The sequence below is a fragment of the Fluviicoccus sp. genome (assembly GCF_030646115.1).
Taxonomy (GTDB): Bacteria; Pseudomonadota; Gammaproteobacteria; order Pseudomonadales; family Moraxellaceae; genus Fluviicoccus.
This window is the reverse complement of the sequence record NZ_JAUSMX010000006.1, coordinates 99,606-119,950: the sequence shown is the minus strand read 5'-3', so window position 1 is coordinate 119,950 and position 20,345 is coordinate 99,606. Positions and strand designations below refer to the sequence as shown.

Genomic DNA, 20,345 nt, shown 5'->3' with positions numbered 1-20,345 from the left:
GGCATTTCCATGAAGAATATTTTGCGCATCATCCTTGTTCCGGCAGGCATGGCGGCGTGCTTGTCGGGCAGTGTGCAGGCCGCCACGGATGCGGCCTGTGCGGTTTCCTCCTCAGCCGCCACGCTTTCGTCCTGTCCGGTGCAGGAAAAGCCTTACTGGTCGTCTTTCGTGCTGGATCGGGCATCTGAGCTGGTCTATCCCGCCCATGTCACTGTTCTGAGCGGTGTATCGTCCCAAGTGATCAATACGGCAGGCATCCAGGCGGGTGACGGTTCGGTGTTGACACTCAAGAAAACCCTGCTGACCCCCAATCCGGTCTTGTTGCTGGATATGGGTACGTTGACCGGCGGACAGATTGAGGTGGGTATTTCCGGTGCTGCCGCCGGTCCCGGTGCGCAGTTGCGGTTGTCCTATGCTGAGTCATCGAAGTACATCACCAAGTGGGGCGACACCAGTTCGGCCAGCCTCGCGGTTAACGACGACCCCAATCCTGCTCTTGGCCTGACCGGTGACAAGGCCAAGGATTCCCGATGGGATATTGTCCCGATAAATATGTCCCGGGCCTACACTGTGCCGGGAATTCGCGGCGGCCAGCGCTGGATCAGAGTTGAGCTGGAAGGCCTGATCGGGAGTGTGTCGCTGGATTACATCCGGATACGCTCCAATCACTATCGTCCGGCGGCGGCAGACTATGCGGGACGATTCCTGTCGAGCGATACGCAACTAAACCGTATCTGGTACGCGGGTGCGTACACATTCAATGTGGCAACCTTCAGTGATCCCTATCGCGGTGGCAAAATGATTGCGGCGGACGGCGCCAAACGCGACCGCATGGCCTGGCTGGGCGACATGGGCATCCAGACGGGTACGGCGCTTTACACCACCCCCCGCGCCGCGACGGTCATGCGCGATACGATTGACCTGTTTGCCTGCCAGCAGTCGCCGGATGGCTACATTCCCATGGCCAGTCAGGTGCATTACGTCTGTCCCGACACCTTGGGGCCTCCCGCAGGCCCCATTGATCTGAAGGGTCAGCCGACCCTGATCCGTTACGGCAAGGCTCCGGAGTATCCGGCCTGGTGGGTTATTGCGGCGGCGCAATATTTTGAGCTAACCGGCGATACCGCATCCATCCGAAGGTGGCTGCCTGTGATGCGCAACGTCATGAAATATTTAGTCGCCCACACAGATTCCGACGGGCTTTTCCGCACCGAAGGATTGATTATCCCCAACGGCAACCTATTGGAAAATGGCCAGGCCAGTATTCAGTGGGATGTTTTCTCGTATGCACCGGGAAAGAATACGCACACAAACGCCGTCTGGTACCGGGCGTTGAGTGCTTTGGCCAGAGTTGAGCGTCTGGCTGGTGAAGGTGAGGTGACAGCGATCCAATGGGACAGGCAGGCTTCCGGATTGCAGGCAGCCATGCTGAAAGAGTTGTGGGATGAAAAGACCGGTGCATTTTTCCTGAAAAAGTGTGAGTGGTGGTTGCCGCTGGGCTGTGATACCGAGCTCAATCACTCGCAGGATGGCAATGTTCAGGCCGTCATGGCCGGGGTGATCGGTGGTCAGCAAGCAGAGCGAGCCATGAATTTCGTGCATACCCGCCTTTACAGTCCCTACGGCACACTCAACGGCGAGAGGCCTAGTTTGCATCTGGCTGAAATCATGATTTCGCCCTTCGTCAGCTCCACCCAGTTGCTGGCCGATTTCCGCCAATATAATGCAGGTGAAGCGGTGGGTCTGATGCGCCGCCTCTGGGGCAATATGATCAGCAAGCCGCCGTATGTGACTTTTTGGGAAAAGATGAGCAAGCAAGGCGAACTTCTGGGCAACATTGTCAACACAGCCAATCCATTGCAACCGACGTCCTCGGAAGGCTTGACTTCCATGGCGCACGGTTGGAGTACAGGTCCGGTCCAGGCCTTGTCAGCGTATGTGCTTGGCATCCGGCCCGCGCAACCCGGATACAGTCGCTGGGTAGTTGAGCCGCAGTTGGCGGATTTGAGCTGGGCTCAAGGCCAGACTTACACCCCGCAAGGCCTGCTGATTTCCCGCTGGGAGCGAGGAGTGTCAGACAGTTTCTTTCGTTTGACAGTCTCCGGGCCTGCAGGGTCTTCAGGCGAGGTGGCGGTTCCTGCTCTGGGCAAGTCGCGCAATATCGCCATGGACGGTCAATGGATATGGGTCGGTGGTAAAGCCATGCCGGGCGTCTCGGCGCGGGTAGCCGGGGATTACATCCTTTTCGGCAAGATCAGCGGTACTCACACCTTTGCCTGGAGCGCTGTTCTGTAAACTGCTTACTGCGCGGATGCCGGCACAAACCCGGCGTCCCAGGTGAATTCCGTATTCAGACCCGGGTGCAGGGTTGATATTTATGACTTTGAGTGTTTTATGATATCTCAGATGCGAAAAAAACACCGGCAGGCGCCGGTGCATAAAAGGCGACTTGCGCCGTCGAGGTTGTATAGCTGAATCACCGATGCTATACATTTATTTTGACGGGCGCTTATGGTGGGGGGCCAACCACTCCCTGAAATCGGGCCTTTATATATTCAGCCATGCGTTCTTTTTATTTCTTGCCGGATGTTTCGATCATGCGCTGCAGTCCCAGCATGGTTAGATATGGCGCTCGGCTCTGGATATGGTTGGCGACCCATAAAGGAATATTGCCGCCCGGGTCAAACTGTCCAATGGCTTCGATTTTTGTCTTGCTGAGTCCTTGACCCGTCATTTTGATACTGATGTTGATGTTGGCGACGCGGACCATGCCTTTGTCGCCTGAATACTGTACATCATCCACAGAGTTGAGTTGCAATATGCGGACATCCCGGTTGTCAGGCTGTGGAATGATCCGGGCCAGCATGACGGCATCCCTGTCCGGCACCAACGGGGCCTTGAACACCGTGTAGTAATAGAACTCACTCTCTGACACCTCCTTGATCAGGACGGCTTTGCGTGTTCCCCAGAACCACTTCTTCAGGTTATCCACATCCTTGTGGATGCGTATTACATCATCAATACCTGTATTGAGGGTGGAGTCAACCCTGAAAGATCGCACGGGTTGATTATCTTCCATCTTGATGTAACTGGTTATTTGATGGGTTTTGTCCTGCTTCGAGATGACCCAGTTTTCAGCTGGGCTGATCATGGTTTCTATTTTGGATGCTGTGTTTGCCAGGCTCTGAGGGCTGCTCATGACAATCAGTGTAATGATGCCAGCAAGGGCTGTTGTTTTAATCACGAGTGCTCCTGATGAAGTTTTAATAAAAAACAAGATGTCAACTGGACGGTTGTTGGTCTGCTGACGCTATATTGTAATTAAGGGGTAGCATATTAATGCTTTCTGGCATGTTAGCATGTGTTTTGTTCGTTTGGTGTTTGTCTGATATGGCTTGAAGTTTTTATAATATAGTAGTGAGATAATGATAACCATGAAGTCGTTTGCTGGTTGCTTGTTTTTTCAAATGATTTATTTAGGGTGACTGGTGTGAGGCGTGAATAATCGCTTCAGAATAAATCACACCAGCGATATCCTGTTCGGTATCTGCGCAGGTAGCAGTTCGCCGCTGTGAACGCTTACGGTTGCACCTCGGAAGATTGTAATTTGAGCAGTGACTCTCCCTTGAGCAATCGTTCAATAAATCGTGACCGCAAACAACAATGCCCCGTAAACGGGGCATTGGAACAACGTGAAGCAACCGGATCAGTGACCGGCTATCTTCACCAGCGTACCAGCGAGATTCAGACCCACGATATCCACGTTGCCGATCGCAACGTTATCCACCGCAGATGTGCTGCCGAAGCGCAAGCCGGTAATCAGGACATCGGCACCGCCGGCCAGCGTACCCAATTGGACCACATTGACTTGCAGGCCTGTGGGCACCACATCGATACGTGCATCAATCGCCAAGTTGGCGCCAGCACCGGTGTCATTCATATTGATGCTGGTGGCGCGGATGGCGGAACCGCCGCTGGCGGCGCTACCGTTACCGCCGTTGGCGTCACGCAGAGCGAAGTTGGCTAAGGACAGGCCACCGGTCATGGTGGATGTCAGCCTCATCATTTGGCCTGTGGTGGCGACTTCATTGCCCAAGGTCATTGCCAAGGTGGTGGCGCCCAAGGTGATTGTCAGGTCATCCATTATCGCAGCAGTCTGGTTGGTTACCGCCACACCAGCACCATTACTCTGTGCCGCCGAAATAGAGCCGGTGTGGATAATGGTGCCCGTCGGGATCACGACATTGACTTGCAGGGAAGCCTGGTTGCCGGCGGTGCCGGCATCCACGTCGCCCGTGGCATCAATCAGCATATTGATCGACTGGCCAACCGGTGTGGTGATGCTGGTAGCGGTATGGCCGGCAGCAGACAACGGGTTACCCATGATGATTGCGCCGTCCACAGCCGGATCAGTATCGTGAATGATGGTTGAAAATACGATGCCGGCGACAGGCGGGGTGATACTGATGGTGATGCCGTCTTGACCGGTGGCCTCGGACAAGGCAGCGTCCTCCATGGATTCCAGAGCGAAGGCGGTAGAAGACGCACCGATAAGTGATGCGAGAAGGATGAGATTAAAGCATTTCATTGTTGTCTCCGAGGTTATTAGAGTCAGCTACTTGCTATATTCATGTAGCTGTTTTTTTATATTTTCATAAGAGTCAAATAACTACAATCATACACAGAGCTTTAGTGTATTTATTTTTGTAAGTCTGGTTTGCGCGAGTGGGGCTATTTATTTAAAGGGTGGCCTGAATTAATTTTTTTGTGGCCTATAATAATGCTTTGTTATTAGTATGATCTTAAATTTAACTTTAACCTAAGTATATTATCGAGTATCAGGGCCAGCCCGGTGTGTGTGATCGTTGCGGCCTGAGTCATGCCCGGGCAGGGGACAAGCCGACCGGAAGCTGTGTCCCCTGTATCTCACAAGGGCAGTTTGGCGTTCGTGGTTACTTCGCCGGCTAACACGCCCGGCCGCAGATTGCCCGACACCGCCCCCTGACGCGGCATCGAAGTCTTGCCCACCATCACATCCACGGTTTTCTTCACCCGCTTCCACACCGACTCCTGCACATAGGGAATACCGTACTTTGCGCACAGCGCCTTCACTTGCGGTTGCAGGCGCTGGTATTCGCTCATCGGCAGGTCGGGCCACAGATGGTGCTCAATCTGGTAGTTCAGCCAGCCGTGCAGGAAATCGTTGAAGTCGCCGCCGGTGCGGAAATTGGCCGAGCCGGTGATCTGGCGCAGATAGAACTCGCTCTTGTTGTTGGCCTGCTCTTCAAACAGGATCAGGTCGTCGCCGGTATGGTTGGGAGCAATCACCACGAAGCTGTGGATGTTGGTGAAGACTTCCGCCAGCAGGCTGTTGATAAAGACGTTGACCGCGCCAATGGGGCCCAGCGGCGAGACGATGAAAAGCGACGGGATGGCCACGAAGCGCAACGCCATGTAGGGCAGGAAACACTTCAGCCACAGCTCACGGGCTTCCGGCGTCAGCGGGTTCCAGTACTTGAGCTGCGCCAGCGTGCCGGGCTGACGGACTTCACCGGGCGCCAGCGTGCGCTTCTTGCCCAGCACCTTCAGCGTGTTGGGCGCGTAATAGAACGGCTTCCACGAAAGGGCAAACAGGCCGATCGCGGCATAACGCACGGCCATCGGCAGGTTGGTCTCACGCAGCCACTCCAGGTTCAGTTCCACCTGGTCGGGGTCGCTGGCTTCACCCAGGTTGTAATGGTGCAGGCGGTTGTGCTCGTGGTTCCAGGCGGCCGGGTCAATCCAGTCGGCCCAGTCCAGCCAGCGGCGGAAGCCTTTGGCGAAACCCTTCGAGGTGTAGCGCTCCGGAATGCCGGGAATCTTGTCATAGCCGCGATGCATGATCGGGTGGCCAATATTGGCCCAGCGGTTGACATTACCGGTGCTGATCAGCAGCGCAGAGACGGGGTTGGGAATGATCCATGCCGTTCCATAGCCGACAGCGGTGCACCATTTACCCCAGCGTTCGATTTTTTTCAGGTGCTTGAAGTCCTTTTCGCCCAGACGTTCATTGGCGGCGCGGCGCAGCGCCATCAGTTCATGGGTGAATTGTTCCACGTCCACATCGTGGAGTTGAAAGGGGGTAGTCATGCGGCAGTACCTGATCGAGACGGCGGAGGGTGAGGAATGCTCACAAAAGAGACGCCAGAAAGAACCGGCACGCGAGGGTGAGAATATTCGGGCGGCATTTTAACGGAATCGGCCAGCGGTGAGCCGGCCTGTCAGGACTATTTTTTGTGTCAGGGGGCGTGACAGGAATCCCCCTGTTCCACCCCGGTTACTTGTGGGCTTTGGCCGGGAGGGAGGGCGTAAATTCGATGAAGTCAGACTTTGGCTTGGCTTCATCGGCCACCGGTTTGGCTTCAGCCGGGGCAGCGGGAACGGCAGGAGCATTTGAACGCTCACGGGCGCGCACCAGGGTTTCTTCGCGTTGCCGGTCTTCTTTCAGCGAAGCGTAAGTGCTTGCCGCATTGCGGTACAGCGGAATCAGCAGCGCCAGGTTGAGGATGGGGGTGCAGACGATCAGCCAGAAAACAGCCATCACGAACAGAGAGAACTCCATGGATTTGCGGATGAAGCTGATACCGGCCGCACCGCCAAGGATGGCGACCGCCAAGAGCATACCCGGCAACATGCCGAAATCGTCGGCTATGGCGGTGATCAAGGCCAGCAGGTTCATGACGATGGCCAGCAACAGGAACTGACGGGCGTGCAGCGCCGTCTTCTTGTGTTCAATCAGGTCTTCGGATGACATGGTGCGCCCCGGAATGTCGTTTGCCAAGCTCGTGATTCCGTGTGGCCACAGTGCCGGAAGCGCGTTAAAGCGCCTCTCCTTGAACATGCCTGCTGTCGCTGTGATTGAGCCGGGTTGAACTGTTCGGCAGATCAATATTCATCCTGAGTTTACCTGTAATGTGACGGGATTTGCAAATGGCGATTTTTGTCAAAATAAAGATCAATTCATCAGGCGCGGGGGAGGCGGGGCTGAAACCTCGATTTTTTCCTCCCGCAGTGACTTAAACGGCCATGGCCACCGACGTAACACCCAGGCGGTTGATGCCGCTGACCAAGGCCCGGATGGACGCGGTAATGAGATTGCCATCAATGCCCACCCCGTAGCAGGCTCCGGCTTCCCCCGGCCGCACAATCTCCAGGAAGGCACAGGCCCGGGCCTCACCGCCTTCGGCGCTGGCGCCCATGGAGCGCTCCTCATAGCTGCGCACCTGCACACCGAGGCCCGCCGACTGCAAGGCGTGTACCGCCGCATCAATCGGGCCGTTGCCATAGCCTGTCAACACCTGCGTCACGCCGTGGATGTCCATCACCAGCCGCATGCCCTGCGCGCTGCCGTACTCAAAAAGATGATGTTCACGGTAAACCACTGGCCCGGCAGCCTGAAGATAGGTTTGCGCGAACAAATTCCAGATATCCGCCGCCAGCACCTCACCGCCGTGGGTGTCGGTGTGCTGCTGCACCACCGCCGAAAACTCCACCTGCACCCGGCGCGGCATCACCACGCCGTAGCCGGTTTCCAGCAAATAAGCCACGCCGCCCTTGCCCGACTGACTGTTGACGCGGATCACCGAGTCATAACTGCGCCCCACGTCGGCCGGGTCGACCGGCAAGTACGGCACATTCCACACCGCGTCCGGCTGCTGCCGGGCAAAACCTTTCTTGATGGCATCCTGGTGTGAGCCGGAAAAGGCCGTGAACACCAGGTCGCCGGCATAAGGGTGACGCGGATGGACCGGCAACTGCGTGCAGTGTTCAACGGTGCGCACCACCGAATCGATATCCGAGAGGTCGAGATTCGGCGCAATGCCCTGTGTGTAGAGGTTCAACGCCAGCGTCACCAGATCGACATTGCCGGTGCGCTCGCCATGTCCGAACAAACAGCCTTCCACCCGGTCGGCCCCGGCCATGAGGCCCATTTCCGCCGCCGCCACCGCCGTGCCGCGATCGTTGTGCGGATGCAGGCTGATCACCACGCTATCGCGGCGGGCCAGATGGCGGTGCATCCACTCGATCTGGTCGGCATAGACATTCGGCGACGCCACCTCCACCGTTGCCGGGAGGTTGAGGATCACCTTGTTCTGCGGTGTTGCGCCCCAGGCCGCCGTCACGGCATCGCAGACTTCTTTGGCAAAGTCGAGTTCCGTGGCGGTAAACGTCTCCGGGCTGTATTCCAGCTGCCATTGCGTCTGCGGCTGTTCTGCGGTCAACTGACGGATCAGCGTCACCGCCTCCACCGCCATCTTCACCACATCCGGCTTGCTCATGCTGAACACCCCCTCACGGAAGGTGGGGGAGGTGGCGTTATAAACATGCACCACCGCCCGCTTCGCCCCGCGCAAGGACTCCACCGTGCGGCGGATCAAATGTTCCCGCGCCTGCGTCAGCACAATGATTGTCACATCCTCGGGAATATGGTCGTCTTCGATGAGCGAACGCACGAAATCGAAATCCGTCTGCGACGCCGACGGAAACGCCACCTCGATCTCCTTGAAGCCAATCTCACAGAGCATCTTGAACATCCGCATCTTCCGCTCCGCATTCATCGGCTCGAACAGCGACTGGTTGCCATCGCGGAGATCGGTGCTCATCCAGATGGGCGCGCGGTCGATGACACGGCCGGGCCACTGACGGTCGGGGAGGTTCACCGGTGCAAAGGGGCGGTATTTGGCAGACGGATTCGACAACATGGCTGCAGCTCCGGATAATGTTTCTCGTTGGAGCCAGAATACGGCGTAAGGAAGAGCAGGGGATTGCGAAATGCAGGGGAAAAATCAAAAATAAAGGCATAAAATTGCGAATATGTAAAAAATATGGCAATAAACTAAAGAGTGGCAGTCCGCAGCCAACTGTTTGAGCCAACATGTCAGGGAACGCAGGGATGGAAGCGGGGCCTCAAGAGGGGACAAGCGGAAAGCGAGTTTTGGCGTAGGACGCGGTTTTGCTTCCTTTTGCCAAGACAAAAGGAAGGCCCGCGGCAGGCGGGATGAAAGAATTTACTTGGAGGGAAGGGAGTGTTTGATGAGCTTTCCGCACCCCCCACCCTAGCCCTCCCCCACAGGTGGGGAGGGGACACTGCGAGTAACAATCATGAACCTAGACCGCTACGACCGCCTCATCCTCCAAACCCTGCAAAATGACGGCCACCTCAGCAACCAGGACCTCGCCGACCGCATCGGCCTCACCCCGTCCCCCTGCCTGCGCCGCGTCAAGGCACTGGAAGAGTCAGGCCTCATCACCGGCTACCGCGCCCTGGTCGACGCCCGCAAGCTCGGCCTCACCCTCATGGCCCTGATCCACATCTCCATGGACCAGCACACCCCCGAACGCTTCGACCACTTCGAAGCCGCCATCGCCGACATCCCGGAAGTGCTGGAGTGCCTGCTGATTACCGGCCAATCCGCCGATTACCAGTTGAAGGTGGTGGTGCGGGATATGGACCACTATCAGGAATTGCTGCTGAACCGCATCACCCGCATTCCCGGCGTCACCGGCGTGCACAGCAGTTTCGTGCTGCGCCGTGTGGTGGACCGCACCACGCTGCCGGTTTGAGGCAAGCCGGCAGGGGGCGGTCAAGCCGGTGTCAATGCGTCCGCTTGCGGAACAATCCCCCCACCTTCTGCACCCCGTCATCCACAAAGGTAAACACCACCGGAATCACCAGCAGGCTCAGGAAGGTCGAAGTAATCAAGCCCCCGATCACCACAATCGCCATCGGCGCCCGGAAACTCGGGTCAGTGCCCAGCCCCAGCGCAATCGGCATCATGCCCGCGCCCATTGCAATCGTCGTCATCACAATCGGCCGCGCCCGCTTGCGGCAGGCATCCAGCAGGGCATCCCACCGGTTCAGGCCATGCTCGCGCTGCGCCAGGATCACATAGTCAATCAGCAGGATCGAGTTCTTGGTGGCAATGCCCATCAGCATGATCAGGCCGATCATCGACGGCATTGAGAACGCTGTGTTCGTCAGGAACAGGGCCAGAAACGCTCCCGGAATCGACAGCACCAGCGCCCCGAGGATGGTGACCGGCTGCATGAAGCTCTTGAACAGCAGCACCAGCACCACATAGATACACATCACGCCGGTCAGCATGGCCAGACCAAAGCTGGAGAACAACTCGCCCATGGCTTCGGCGTCACCCACGGTTGTCTGTTTGACGCCGGGCGGCAGGTTGCGCAGGCTGGGTAGCGCCAGCGCCGCTTTCTCCACGTCACCCAGCGGTTGCTGGTTCAGTTCGATCTCGATGTTGATGTTGCGCTGGCGGTCATAGCGGTCAATCTGCGCCGGGCCGCTTTCCAGTGTCAGCGTGGCGACATTGGCCAGCGGCACCGGGCCGTGCGCGCCGGGTACGGGCAGGCGGGAGATCAGGTCGAGGTCGGTGCGTGCGTCGGCAGGCAGGCGCACCATGATCGGCACCTGGCGCTGGCTGAGGTTGAGCTTGGCCAGCGACTGGTCATAGTCGCCGGCCGTGGCGATACGCAGCGTGTCGGCAATTGCCGCCGAGGTGACGCCAAGGTCCGCCGCCCGGGCCGGGTCGGGCCGCACCACCAGTTCCGGGCGCACCAGGCTGGCGGTGGAGGTGACGTTGCCAATGCCGGGGATGGTGCGCAGTTCGCGCTCCACCACCTGGGCGTGGTCGGACAGCGCCTTGCCGTCCTCACCCGCCAGCACCAGGATGTACTTCTCCGCCGAGCCGCCGAAGCCGATCTTCACCCGCGCGCCGGGAACCACCACCAGCGCCTCGCGCAATTGCCGTTCGATATCCTGCTTGGTGGTGCCGGGCCGGTCCTGGCGCTGGGTCAGGTTCAGCGTCAGCGTCGCCTTGGTGACGTCGTTGCCGCCGTTGCCCATGAAGGGGTCGCTGCCGGTATTGCCAGCGCCCACGGCGGTGTAGACCAGCTTGACGTGCTTGTTCTGGTTGACGATCTGCCGGGCGTGTTCGGCCACTTCCATGGTCTGTGCCAGCGAACTGCCGGGCGGCAAGGTCAGAGTTACCTGCGTGGTGTTGAGGTCATCGGGCGGTACAAAACCGGTAGGCAGGTACTTGGCCAGCGAGAAGGAGCCGACGAAGAAGATGGCCGTTACCAGCAGCGTCAGCAGCCGGTGTTTGAGACACCAGGTCGCCCATCTGCCGTAAATGGTCAGCCAGCGCGGTTCGTGGTGCTCCTTTTTGGGGGGCTTGAGGATGTAGGCCGCCATCATCGGCGTCAGCATCCGCGCCACCACCAGCGAGATGAACACGGCAATCGCGGCTGTCCAGCCGAACTGCACGAAGAACTTGCCCGGCACCCCGGCCATGAAGGCGGTGGGCAGGAACACGGCCACCAGCGTAAAGGTGGTGGCGATCACCGCCATGCCGATTTCATCGGCGGCTTCCATGGCCGCCTGATAGGGTGTCTTGCCCATGCGCAAGTGGCGCATGATGTTTTCAATTTCGACAATGGCATCGTCCACCAGCACCCCCACCACCAGTGACAGGCTGAGCAGGGTGACAATATTGATCGAGAAGTCGAAGAGGTAATACATCACCGCAAAGGCTGGGATCACCGACATTGGCAGCGCCGTGGCGGCAACCAGTGTCGCCCGCCAGTCCCGCAGGAACAGCAGCACCACCAGCACCGCCAGCGCCGCGCCTTCATACAACAGCATCATCGAGCCGTGATAGTTCTGTTCCACCGGCTCCACAAAGTTGAAAGCTTCGGTGATGGTCAGGTCAGGATTGGCGGCGCGGATGCGGTCCAGTTCGGCGCGGACACCGTTCTGCACATCCACTTCGCCCGACTTCAGGGAACGGACAATCTCGAAGCCCACCACCGGCTTGCCGTCCAGCAGGGCGACGCTGCGTTTTTCGGTGACGGTGTCGCTGACCGTGGCCACCTGGTCGAGGCGGATGCGGCGGCCGTCAGCCAGGGGAATTTCCATGGCCGCCAGTTCTTCCGCCGACTGCACAGTGGCGATGGTGCGCACCGACTGTTCCAGCCCGCCAATGTCGGTCTTGCCGCCGGAGGCTTCCTGCTGCACCTGCCGCAGTTGCCGCGAAATATCGGCCGCAGTGGCGTTCAGCGCCAGCAGGCGCGACGGGTCCAGCTCCACGCGCACTTCACGGGTGACGCCGCCAACGCGGGACACCGAGCCGACACCGCGCACGCTGAGCAGCGACTTGCTGATGTCGTGGTCCACATACCAGGACAGCGCTTCCTCGTCCAGCCGGCTGGAGCCGATGGTGTAGGTCAGCACAGGCGTCCCGGCCAGGTTCATCTTGCTGATTACCGGGTCGCGCAGGTCGCCCGGCAGGTCGGCGCGGATGCGGGAGACGGCGTCGCGCACATCGTCCACGGCTTCCTGCGTCGGTTTTTCCAGCCGGAACTCCACGGTGACGGTGGCGGTGCCGCTCTGGGTCTTGGTATAGATGTGCTTCACCCCTTGCAGGGTGGCCACGGAATTTTCAATCTTGCGCGCCACCTCGGTTTCCAGCTGCGACGGCGAAGCGCCCGGCAGCGAGGCGGTGACGGAGATGGTGGGCAGGTCGATATCCGGGAAATTCTGGATCTTCATGCGCTGAAAACCCATGATGCCGATGACGGTCAGCATCATGAACAGCAGGATCGACGGAATAGGGTTGCGGATGGACCACGCGGAAACGTTCATAGACGGCTCCTGTCAGCGCGTCGGAGCGGGCACAACCCGCACCAGATCGCCGTCGCTGAGGAAGCCGCCGCCGGCCGCGACATAACGGCCGTTGGCGTCCAGCGCGGTGGTGATCTCGATGCGGTCACCCAGGCGGCGGCCCACAGCCACCTTCAATTGCCGCACCTTGTTGTCGGGATGCACCAGGAAGACATAGCTGTAGCCGTCGCGCAGCAGCACGGCGGTTTGCGGCAGGGTGAAGGCGGAACTGCCGCCAATGGCGAACTCGCCGCGCGCAAACATTCCTGCCTTGGCTACGCCGGTTTTCGGCAGGTCCACATAGACCAGGCCGTTGCGGGTGGCGGTATCCACCGTGGGCGCCACCATGCGCACCTTGCCTTCAATGACGCTGCCGCCGGCCGGGGTGATGCGCACGCGCTGGCCGGGACGAATGGCGGCCAGATCACTGGCGGCGACTTCGGCGCGCCATTCCAGCCGTCCCTGGCGGATCAGCCGGAACAGTTCCTGACCGGCAGGCGTCACCGCACCGACCGTGGCGTTGCGGGCAGAAATGATGCCGTCATCCGCCGCCAGCACCTTGGTCTGGTTGAGGCGGATTTGCAGCGCGTGGGCGGCGGCCTTTTGCACGTCCAGCCGCGCCTTGGCGGTCTTCTCGGCGGTAAGGTACTGGTTGATCTGCTGGGCGCTAAGCGCACCGTTGCTTTGCAGGTCGCGGGCGCGCTGCGCGTCGGCCGTGGCGGCGGCCAGATTCGCTTCGGCTTCGGCAATGGCGGCCTTGCCCTGGGCCAGTTCAGCCTCGGCCATGTCCGCCGAGAAGACGGCCAGCACCTGGCCCTTCTTCACCGTGTCACCAACGTTGACCCGGACTTCGGCCAGCCGGTAGCCCTGGGCTTCGCTGCCGACGCTGGCTTCCTGCCAGGCGGTGATGCTGCCGTTGGCGGCCACCGACAGCGGGATATCCATGCGTTGCGGCTGGATCACGGTCACGGTCAGGGAGGGTTTGGGGGCGAACGCGGCGGCGGGCTTGTCGGCGGCGTGGATCACCGGGGCGAACAGTGAGGCGGCCAGCAGCGGCAGGGCCGCAAGACGGGTCTTCATGGTCTGGATTTTCCGTGGAAGTTTAAGGGCAATTCTGGAGTGATTTTGGATGGTCATGAGTTCAGGGCTCCGCTGCGTCGGGCCTTCTCGGCCTCGATCATCGCCTGCGCATACATCACCAGCCGGTCAGACCAGCGGTCGACGGCATCGGTTGCGGCATTGAGGCCGGGTGTCAGCTGGTCAATCAGTTCGTGGCCGACATGCAGGTGCACCGCCAGTCCGGCAATGCAGAACGCCAGGCGTTCAAGGTCGTCATCGGCGGTGTCCTGCGCAAAGTGGCGGCAGAGCAGGGCCACCAGCGCCTCGTGCATCGGCCGGATGCCCTGGTCAACTTCTTCTTCCCACAAGCCGGTCGGTTCCAGCATTTCGCGGAAATGCAGCTTCATGCACAGCCGCAGCAGGTCGCCTTGGCGCAGCGGCTCCAGGAATCCGGCGAAGAAGCCGCGCAGGGCGTCGGGCAGCGGCAGTGCGGGGTCGGCAAAACGGGCGATGTCGTGGGTCACCGGCCCTTTCGGTTCAAAGAACACGGCGCGATACAGGCCCAGCTTGTCGCCGAAGTAATAACTGATGGCCGCGACGTTGACGTTGGCAGCTTCGGCCAGTTCACGGGTGGAGGTCTTGCTGAAGCCCTGATGGGCAAACAGCCGCAGCCCGGCCTGCAGCAGGCGCTCGCGGGACTCCTCGCCGTCACAGCGGGTGGGCCGGTGCGGAGTATGGGCTTCGGGGGGAATGGCGGTCATGAAACACCCGGCAAGTTAAACAAACGATTGTTTAGCATGCCGGATTGTGGATGTAAATTAAACGTGTGTTTATTTTGACGGACTTACGGCCAGGAGCGACGGATGCCTACGCTGACCCCGCAGGTACGGAATTCAATCTCCGGCTGGTAGTAAGCCGAGCCGTTCGCGGCCCCATTGATGGTCGCCAGAATCGGCGGGCTGGCATCAAAATGGGCATGCCGGCATTGGGCCTGCAGCAGCCATTCCCGGCCGGGGGCATAACGGCGGGCATAGTCCACACCCGCCTCCCATGCAAATCCCTGGTCCAGCGCCAGCGTAAAGTCATCTGTGCCGTTTTGCGGATATACATCCTGTTGCGAATTCACGGGCTTCATCCAGGCGGTGCGCATGGTGACGGAATGGCCCGACGCCTGCCAGACTTCGTAGGCGTAACCGGCACCCAACCAGACATGCCGGTAAAACTCCTGCGCGCCAGAGACATTGCCCCTGGGCTGCAGGTCCCGCCAATCTGCTTCCAGCCGCAACAGGCCGGAAAGTTCCCCGGCGCGACCGAAATGCCGTGTCAGCGCCAGCGTGCCCTGTCCGCGAATATGTTGCGCCACGGTCTGATGCGGAATGCCGGTCTGAGTCTGGCCTTCGTAATCAATATCCCCAGCCACTAAGTCACCGGACAGCCCTATGCTGTAAAGTCCGTAATGCCGGTGCCACGCCAATGCGGCCTGCGGCGTCCAGCCGGATTCATGCACCAGAAGGCCGCCGTTGCGGTCGTGCTCCTTGAGTGAATAAAGGGCGGCTCCCCCCAGAACGGACAGGTCTTGCCCGGCGGAGGCTGTTGATGGCAGCCCCACCAGCAGGCAGCAGGACAACCGGACAGCTGCATGCAAATCTTTCAATGGAAGTCCCCGTATTGCCATTGCAGTACGGCCAGCACTGCCACGGGCGCGGTTTCCGTCCGGAAAACCCTCGGGCCCAGACACCAGTTGCGGAAGCCGTGGCGGTTGGCCAGACCGATTTCACCCGCCGACAAACCGCCTTCCGGCCCCACCAGCAATGCGACCGAGGCCGGTCTGTCTTCCCCCAGCATGAACGGCTCTACGCCGGGAGCCAGCACAAAGCGGGCGTCGGCAGAGGCGGCCACCAGCCAGTCGGCCAGCGCCAGCGGCGGGTGGATGACCGGGACCAGGTTCAGTCCGCACTGCTCGCAGGCGCTTATCGCCACCCGCTGCCAGTGCCCCAGTTTCTTGTCCTGCCGTTCTTCACCCAGCCGCACTTCGCAACGCTCGCTGAACAGGGGGGTGATTTCACGGACGCCCAGTTCGGCAGCCTTCTGTACGGCCCAGTCAAAGCGGTCGCCCTTGGACAGCACCTGGCCCAGATGCACCGCCAGCGGCGAAGCGCGATTGTCCGGATCAAAGCGGTCCAGTCGCACAGCGGCGGACTTCTTGTCGACCCGGCTGAGCACGCCGTGGAATTCCCCGCCTTCGCCATTGAATAGGCAGACCGGATCGCCAACCCGTGCGCGCAGTACTTTGATGAAGTGATGCGCCGTATCTTCCGGCAACTCGGTTTCGGTATGCAGGGACAAGGGAACGGGGGTGTAGAGTCGGGTCATGGCAGACTGACTCCCGGGTCGCGGCCCACAGCCGGAGCCGCACACGCCTCGTCCACCGCCGCCACTGCCACCTGGATCACCTGCCGCAACTCGTCCGCCGTCATCACATAGGGCGGCATGAAATACACGGTATTGCCAATCGGCCGCAGCAGCACCCCTTGCGCCAGCGCCGACTGGAACACCTTCAGCCCCCGCCGCTCCCGCCAGTCAAAAGGCACGTTACCGGCCTTGTCCTGCACCATGTCGAACGCCCCGATCACCCCGGTTTGCCGGACATGGGCAATGTGCGGGTGGTCGGCCAGCAGGGCCAGTTCTTCAGCCATCACCTGCGCCAGCGCCTGCTGCCGCAACAGTTGCGGGTCCTCAGCAAACAATTCCAGCGAGGCCAGCGCCGCCGCCGCCGCCAGCGGATTGCCGGTAAAGCTGTGCGAGTGCAGGAAGCCCTTCAGCGTTTCATAACGGTGGTAGAACGAGCGATAGATGTCGTCGGTGGTCATCACTACCGACATCGGCAGGTAACCGGCGGTCAGCGCCTTGGACAGGCACAGGAAATCGGGGGTAATGCCGGCATGGTCGCAGGCGAACAGCTTGCCGGTGCGCGCAAAGCCCACGGCAATCTCATCCGCAATCAGGTGTACGCCATAGCGGGTGCAGGCCTCGCGCAGCAGTTGCAGGTACACCGGATGGTACATCTTCATCCCGGCCGCGCCCTGCACCAGCGGTTCCACAATCACGGCGCTGATTTCGGCGTGGCGCTCCTGCAGCAAGGTTTCCATCACCGCAAATTGCTGCCGCGCAAACTGCTCCGGCGACACCCCGGCCGGGGCCAGTGTCCAGTCCGGGGAGGGCACGCGCAACTGCGGCGTAATTAGCGGGGCATAGGTTTCGGAAAACAGCGGGATGTCGGTGACCGACAGCGCCCCCAGCGTTTCCCCGTGATAGCTGCCCGCCAGCGACACAAAACGGGTCTTGCCGCTCTCGCCCTGATTGCGCCAGCTGTGCATCGACATCTTCAGCGCCACCTCGATGGCGGCGGAGCCGTTGTCGGCGTAGAAACAGCGGCTCAGCCCGGCGGGAGCCAGCGCCACCAGCTTCTCGGACAGCGCCACGATCGGTTCGTGGGTAAACCCGGCCAGGATCACATGTTCCAGCGTGTCCAGCTGCGCCTTCAGCGCGGCGTTGATCTGCGGATGGGCATGGCCCCAGATGTTCACCCACCACGAGCTGATGGCGTCGATATAACGCTTGCCGTCGAAGTCGGTGAGCCAGATGCCGCTGGCGCGCGCCACCGGCACCACCGGGATGGATTCGTGGTCCTGCATTTGCGTGCAGGGATGCCAGAGCACGGCCAGGTCGCGCTGCATCAGGTCATGGTTGGACATCTCAGTCGGCACCCACGTCACGGGGAGACAGGCGGCGGTCGCCGGGGCGGTCGAGTTCGTCACGCACCTGGGTCACGGCCCCGGCAGCCATCTGGTACAGGCCGCGCAGCACTTCCAGTGACTTGACGTTGGCCGCGCCGCGCAGCAGCAGCCCGCCTTCGCGCAACGTGGCGGTGCGGATGTCAGCGGCATACAGCGCGGCCACCAGCGCCGCTTTTTGCCGCACCCAGTGCGACAGGTCAATGCGGTAGACGCCGTTGTTGATCTCCACGCCTTCGCGCTGGCGCAGCACATGATGCAGGGGGTGTTCCCGCAGAAACGTGCGGCAGGCCCAGACCCGCACCAGCAGTTGAATTTTCTGCCAGGTGGAGGCGAAACGGGTGAAAATCAATTCCGGCGGCTGCCGTTCGCGCAGGACGACGGTCTGCTTGTGACGGTTGATGCTGACGCTCTGCAGCTCGAAGGTGGCGCGGATCTGGATATCCGTGCCCTCATGGGTTACCAGGATGTCCAGATCGGCAAAGTCGTCGTGGCACTCCACCAGCACCGACTTCACTTCGTTGTCCTTGCCCAGCATGGCCGTGATCGCGGTATTGATCATGCCTTCCGGAATGAAGATCTCGCGTTCCTGGGACAGCGTGTCCGTCCAGTCGCGAATGGCCGAGAAGGCTTTGCCGGCCATACCGGCCAGTTGCATCCAGTCCACCATGGGCTTGCCTCCGGGTTATTGCATCACCGAACCCTGGCGGTCCAGGGCAGCGATGGCGGCTTCGGGGGTGACGGAACTGAAGCAAACCTGCATGATGGCGGGCAGGTAGTGATCCAGCGTCTGGGCGTTGAGCAGGAAGGTGCCATCGAACATTTCCAGCGTCAGTTCGGCGTCCACCAGGTCAAAGCCGCTCTTGCAGACGATTTCGCCGTCGCTCATGTCCATGGCGTAAAAAGCCATGGCCTTGCTGAAATTGATGCGGCTCAGCAATTCAGCCACTGCACCCCGGCGGGGGGCGGGCACGTTCACCGGCACAAAGGACACAATGATGATGCCGCGCTCGGTTTCACGGTCCACCACTTCCACCAGGAAGCGCCAGGTGCCGTTGTCGCCGCGAAGGCTGCCGGACAGCATCTGGCTGTCGGTATCCAGGTGGTAATTCAGTTCGTGCTGGTCCAGGGCGGTGGTAACAGTGTCGATCAGGCTGTCGTGGGGTGGCATCCGGGATTTCCTTAGCATTTTCTTACGATTGTTCGGGAGTGCACAGCCGAGCGCCGGGGCGCGGCAGCAAACGGGCTATGGTATGCTGCGCTTTCCTGAGAACCTGTTCAAGCCTGTTACGGCCCTATGTCAACACTTGTGATGGATGCGGATACCCGACGCCTCGGTGTGGCCTTTGTCATTGCCGCGCTGCTGCATGCCGGAGTCATTTTCGGCATCCGTTTTGTTGCGCCGACCGGTCAGCCGCGCGCAATGATTGAAGTGACGCTGGCGCTGCATACGTCACCCAAGCCCGATGACAAGGCGGACTTCCTCGCCGCCGCCAACCAGCAGGGCAGCGGGCAGTTGCGCAAGGCGCGGGAAATGACCACCACGCAGTCCGCGGATTTCGTGGATGCGCAAATCCAGGAAATCCGTCCCGAAGACCAGGCGGCCTTCACGCCGCCGCCTGAAGACACCAAACACCGGCTGGTGGTGACGCAAAGTACTTCACGACGCTTGCCGCCCAGCATTCCCAAGGAGAAGATCCCGCTGCGCATGCCCGGCGACGGCGTGCTGGCCGCCTCGGCGCAAACCTCGGCCATTGCCAGTCTGGAAGCGCGCCTGGCCGAGAAACGGCAGGCCATGGCGCGCATGACCCGCATTCATACCGTCTCCACCTTGTCCGCCCGAGCCGACCCCACCGCTTCTTATATCGATGACTTCCGGCAAAAAGTGGAACGCACCGGCAACAGCCATTATCCGGCGGCGGCCCGTCAGCGTCGTTTGCAGGGAGAGGTGCGTTTGCTGGTGGCGTTGACGCCTGGCGGTGATATCCAGGAAATTCGCACCCTGAAGTCATCCGGGCAGGTATTGCTGGATGACGCCGCCCGCCGTTCGGTGCGGCTGGCGGCGCCGTTCAAGCCCTTCACCCGCGACATGCGGCAGAAGATGGATGTGTTGCAGATTATCCGCACCTGGCGCTTTGCCGAGCGGATGCATAACGAAAACTGAAACGGGGCGGTTACTGCCGCCCGATCTCCGGATGTTCGCTCATCAACTGGTCGCGCATGGCCTGGATGCGCCGCAGCTTCTCTTCCCCTTCCGCAATCTGCTCCTTGGTCAGGCCCATGGCCCTAGCCTTGGCAATGTCCTGCTGCAGGCGCGGAATTTCTGTTTCAGCCGCTGCAACATAGGCTTTCTTCAGGCGCATGTCCTGACGGGCTTCATACATGGCATAGAGTTTGGGGTCGGCAATTTCTTCCGGGGTGGCCTGTTCCTGCGGGGTGGGGTCACGGTACAGCTTGGGCGCATTGGGGTCGCCGTGCAGGAAGGATTCACGCATCGACACCGCCGCATCCACATTGGAAGGGGCCAGCGGCAGCAGCGGGCTGTCCGTGCCCGCCGGTGCGGCCGGCTGGGGGGGCGTATTCAGGTTCTGCGGCCGTTGTTCTCCGCTCAGCAGGGTGGATGTTTCTTCGCCACCGGAGCGCGAGGCCTGAAAGGAGAAGGAGCCGGGCTTGTCGCCGCCCAGCCACATACCCATGACCATGGCGACACCGCCCAGCACCGCCACCGACACAATAAAAATAATGACCGGCTTTTTCATGATGAATTCCCCGTG

General features: G+C 60.5%; 17 protein-coding genes. 3 read left to right on the top strand and 14 right to left on the bottom strand.

Features of this window, described 5'->3' with window-relative positions; genetic code table 11:
• Positions 1-9: 9 nt before the first annotated feature.
• Complete coding sequence (locus tag Q7T36_RS03975; RefSeq protein WP_304844289.1) at positions 10-2,295, top strand: alpha-L-rhamnosidase C-terminal domain-containing protein; 2,286 nt, start codon at positions 10-12, stop codon at positions 2,293-2,295.
• Positions 2,296-2,572: 277 nt separating this feature from the next.
• Here Q7T36_RS03975 and Q7T36_RS03970 read toward each other — a convergent pair whose 3' ends face one another.
• The 5 genes from Q7T36_RS03970 to leuA form a co-directional block, all read right to left on the bottom strand.
• Positions 2,573-3,244 carry an START domain-containing protein gene (locus Q7T36_RS03970; RefSeq protein ID WP_304844287.1) on the bottom strand — a complete coding sequence of 224 codons (672 nt, stop codon included), beginning with the start codon at positions 3,242-3,244 and terminating at the stop codon, positions 2,573-2,575.
• Positions 3,245-3,706: 462 nt separating this feature from the next.
• On the bottom strand, positions 3,707-4,588 hold the full coding sequence (locus tag Q7T36_RS03965) for a DUF6160 family protein (protein ID WP_304844285.1): 882 nt from the start codon (positions 4,586-4,588) through the stop codon (positions 3,707-3,709).
• A 338-nt stretch (positions 4,589-4,926) separates the two neighbouring features.
• Positions 4,927-6,129 (bottom strand): fatty acid desaturase, encoded by a 1,203-nt coding sequence (locus tag Q7T36_RS03960; protein ID WP_304844282.1) that lies wholly within the window; start codon positions 6,127-6,129, stop codon positions 4,927-4,929.
• Positions 6,130-6,316: 187 nt separating this feature from the next.
• Positions 6,317-6,793, bottom strand: coding sequence for a hypothetical protein (locus tag Q7T36_RS03955; RefSeq protein ID WP_304844280.1), 477 nt, complete (start codon positions 6,791-6,793; stop codon positions 6,317-6,319).
• A 262-nt stretch (positions 6,794-7,055) separates the two neighbouring features.
• The gene (gene leuA / locus Q7T36_RS03950) at positions 7,056-8,741 is read right to left on the bottom strand and encodes a 2-isopropylmalate synthase (protein ID WP_304844278.1); all 1,686 of its coding nucleotides are present in this window, start codon (positions 8,739-8,741) and stop codon (positions 7,056-7,058) included.
• Between the two features lie 397 nt (positions 8,742-9,138).
• On the opposite strand from leuA, the gene Q7T36_RS03945 reads away from it, so the two are divergent.
• Positions 9,139-9,603, top strand: a complete 465-nt coding sequence (locus tag Q7T36_RS03945) for an Lrp/AsnC family transcriptional regulator (protein WP_304844381.1) — start codon at positions 9,139-9,141, stop codon at positions 9,601-9,603.
• A 31-nt stretch (positions 9,604-9,634) separates the two neighbouring features.
• Here the strand turns inward: Q7T36_RS03945 and Q7T36_RS03940 are convergent, their stop codons facing one another.
• The 8 genes from Q7T36_RS03940 to Q7T36_RS03905 all read right to left on the bottom strand — a co-directional run bounded on the left by Q7T36_RS03940 (position 9,635) and on the right by Q7T36_RS03905 (position 18,742).
• The gene (locus tag Q7T36_RS03940) at positions 9,635-12,700 is read right to left on the bottom strand and encodes an efflux RND transporter permease subunit (RefSeq protein ID WP_304844275.1); all 3,066 of its coding nucleotides are present in this window, start codon (positions 12,698-12,700) and stop codon (positions 9,635-9,637) included.
• A 12-nt stretch (positions 12,701-12,712) separates the two neighbouring features.
• Positions 12,713-13,798 carry an efflux RND transporter periplasmic adaptor subunit gene (locus tag Q7T36_RS03935; RefSeq protein WP_304844273.1) on the bottom strand — a complete coding sequence of 362 codons (1,086 nt, stop codon included), beginning with the start codon at positions 13,796-13,798 and terminating at the stop codon, positions 12,713-12,715.
• Between the two features lie 53 nt (positions 13,799-13,851).
• Positions 13,852-14,538, bottom strand: coding sequence for a CerR family C-terminal domain-containing protein (locus Q7T36_RS03930; RefSeq protein WP_304844271.1), 687 nt, complete (start codon positions 14,536-14,538; stop codon positions 13,852-13,854).
• An 83-nt stretch (positions 14,539-14,621) separates the two neighbouring features.
• Positions 14,622-15,431 (bottom strand): hypothetical protein, encoded by an 810-nt coding sequence (locus Q7T36_RS03925; protein ID WP_304844269.1) that lies wholly within the window; start codon positions 15,429-15,431, stop codon positions 14,622-14,624.
• Positions 15,428-16,150 (bottom strand): 16S rRNA (uracil(1498)-N(3))-methyltransferase, encoded by a 723-nt coding sequence (locus Q7T36_RS03920; RefSeq protein ID WP_304844267.1) that lies wholly within the window; start codon positions 16,148-16,150, stop codon positions 15,428-15,430. The genes Q7T36_RS03925 and Q7T36_RS03920 overlap by 4 nt, the downstream gene beginning before the upstream one ends.
• Positions 16,147-17,532 (bottom strand): adenosylmethionine--8-amino-7-oxononanoate transaminase, encoded by a 1,386-nt coding sequence (locus tag Q7T36_RS03915; protein ID WP_304844265.1) that lies wholly within the window; start codon positions 17,530-17,532, stop codon positions 16,147-16,149. Before Q7T36_RS03915 ends, Q7T36_RS03920 begins: the two co-directional genes overlap by 4 nt.
• 1 nt (position 17,533) lies before the next feature.
• Positions 17,534-18,241, bottom strand: a complete 708-nt coding sequence (locus Q7T36_RS03910) for a hypothetical protein (RefSeq protein WP_304844263.1) — start codon at positions 18,239-18,241, stop codon at positions 17,534-17,536.
• A 15-nt stretch (positions 18,242-18,256) separates the two neighbouring features.
• Positions 18,257-18,742, bottom strand: a complete 486-nt coding sequence (locus Q7T36_RS03905; RefSeq protein WP_304844261.1) for a YbjN domain-containing protein — start codon at positions 18,740-18,742, stop codon at positions 18,257-18,259.
• Between the two features lie 126 nt (positions 18,743-18,868).
• On the opposite strand from Q7T36_RS03905, the gene Q7T36_RS03900 reads away from it, so the two are divergent.
• Positions 18,869-19,735, top strand: coding sequence for an energy transducer TonB (locus tag Q7T36_RS03900; RefSeq protein WP_304844259.1), 867 nt, complete (start codon positions 18,869-18,871; stop codon positions 19,733-19,735).
• 10 nt (positions 19,736-19,745) lie between these two features.
• On the opposite strand, the gene Q7T36_RS03895 is transcribed toward Q7T36_RS03900, so the two are convergent.
• Positions 19,746-20,330 carry a hypothetical protein gene (locus Q7T36_RS03895; RefSeq protein WP_304844257.1) on the bottom strand — a complete coding sequence of 195 codons (585 nt, stop codon included), beginning with the start codon at positions 20,328-20,330 and terminating at the stop codon, positions 19,746-19,748.
• Positions 20,331-20,345 lie beyond the last annotated feature (15 nt).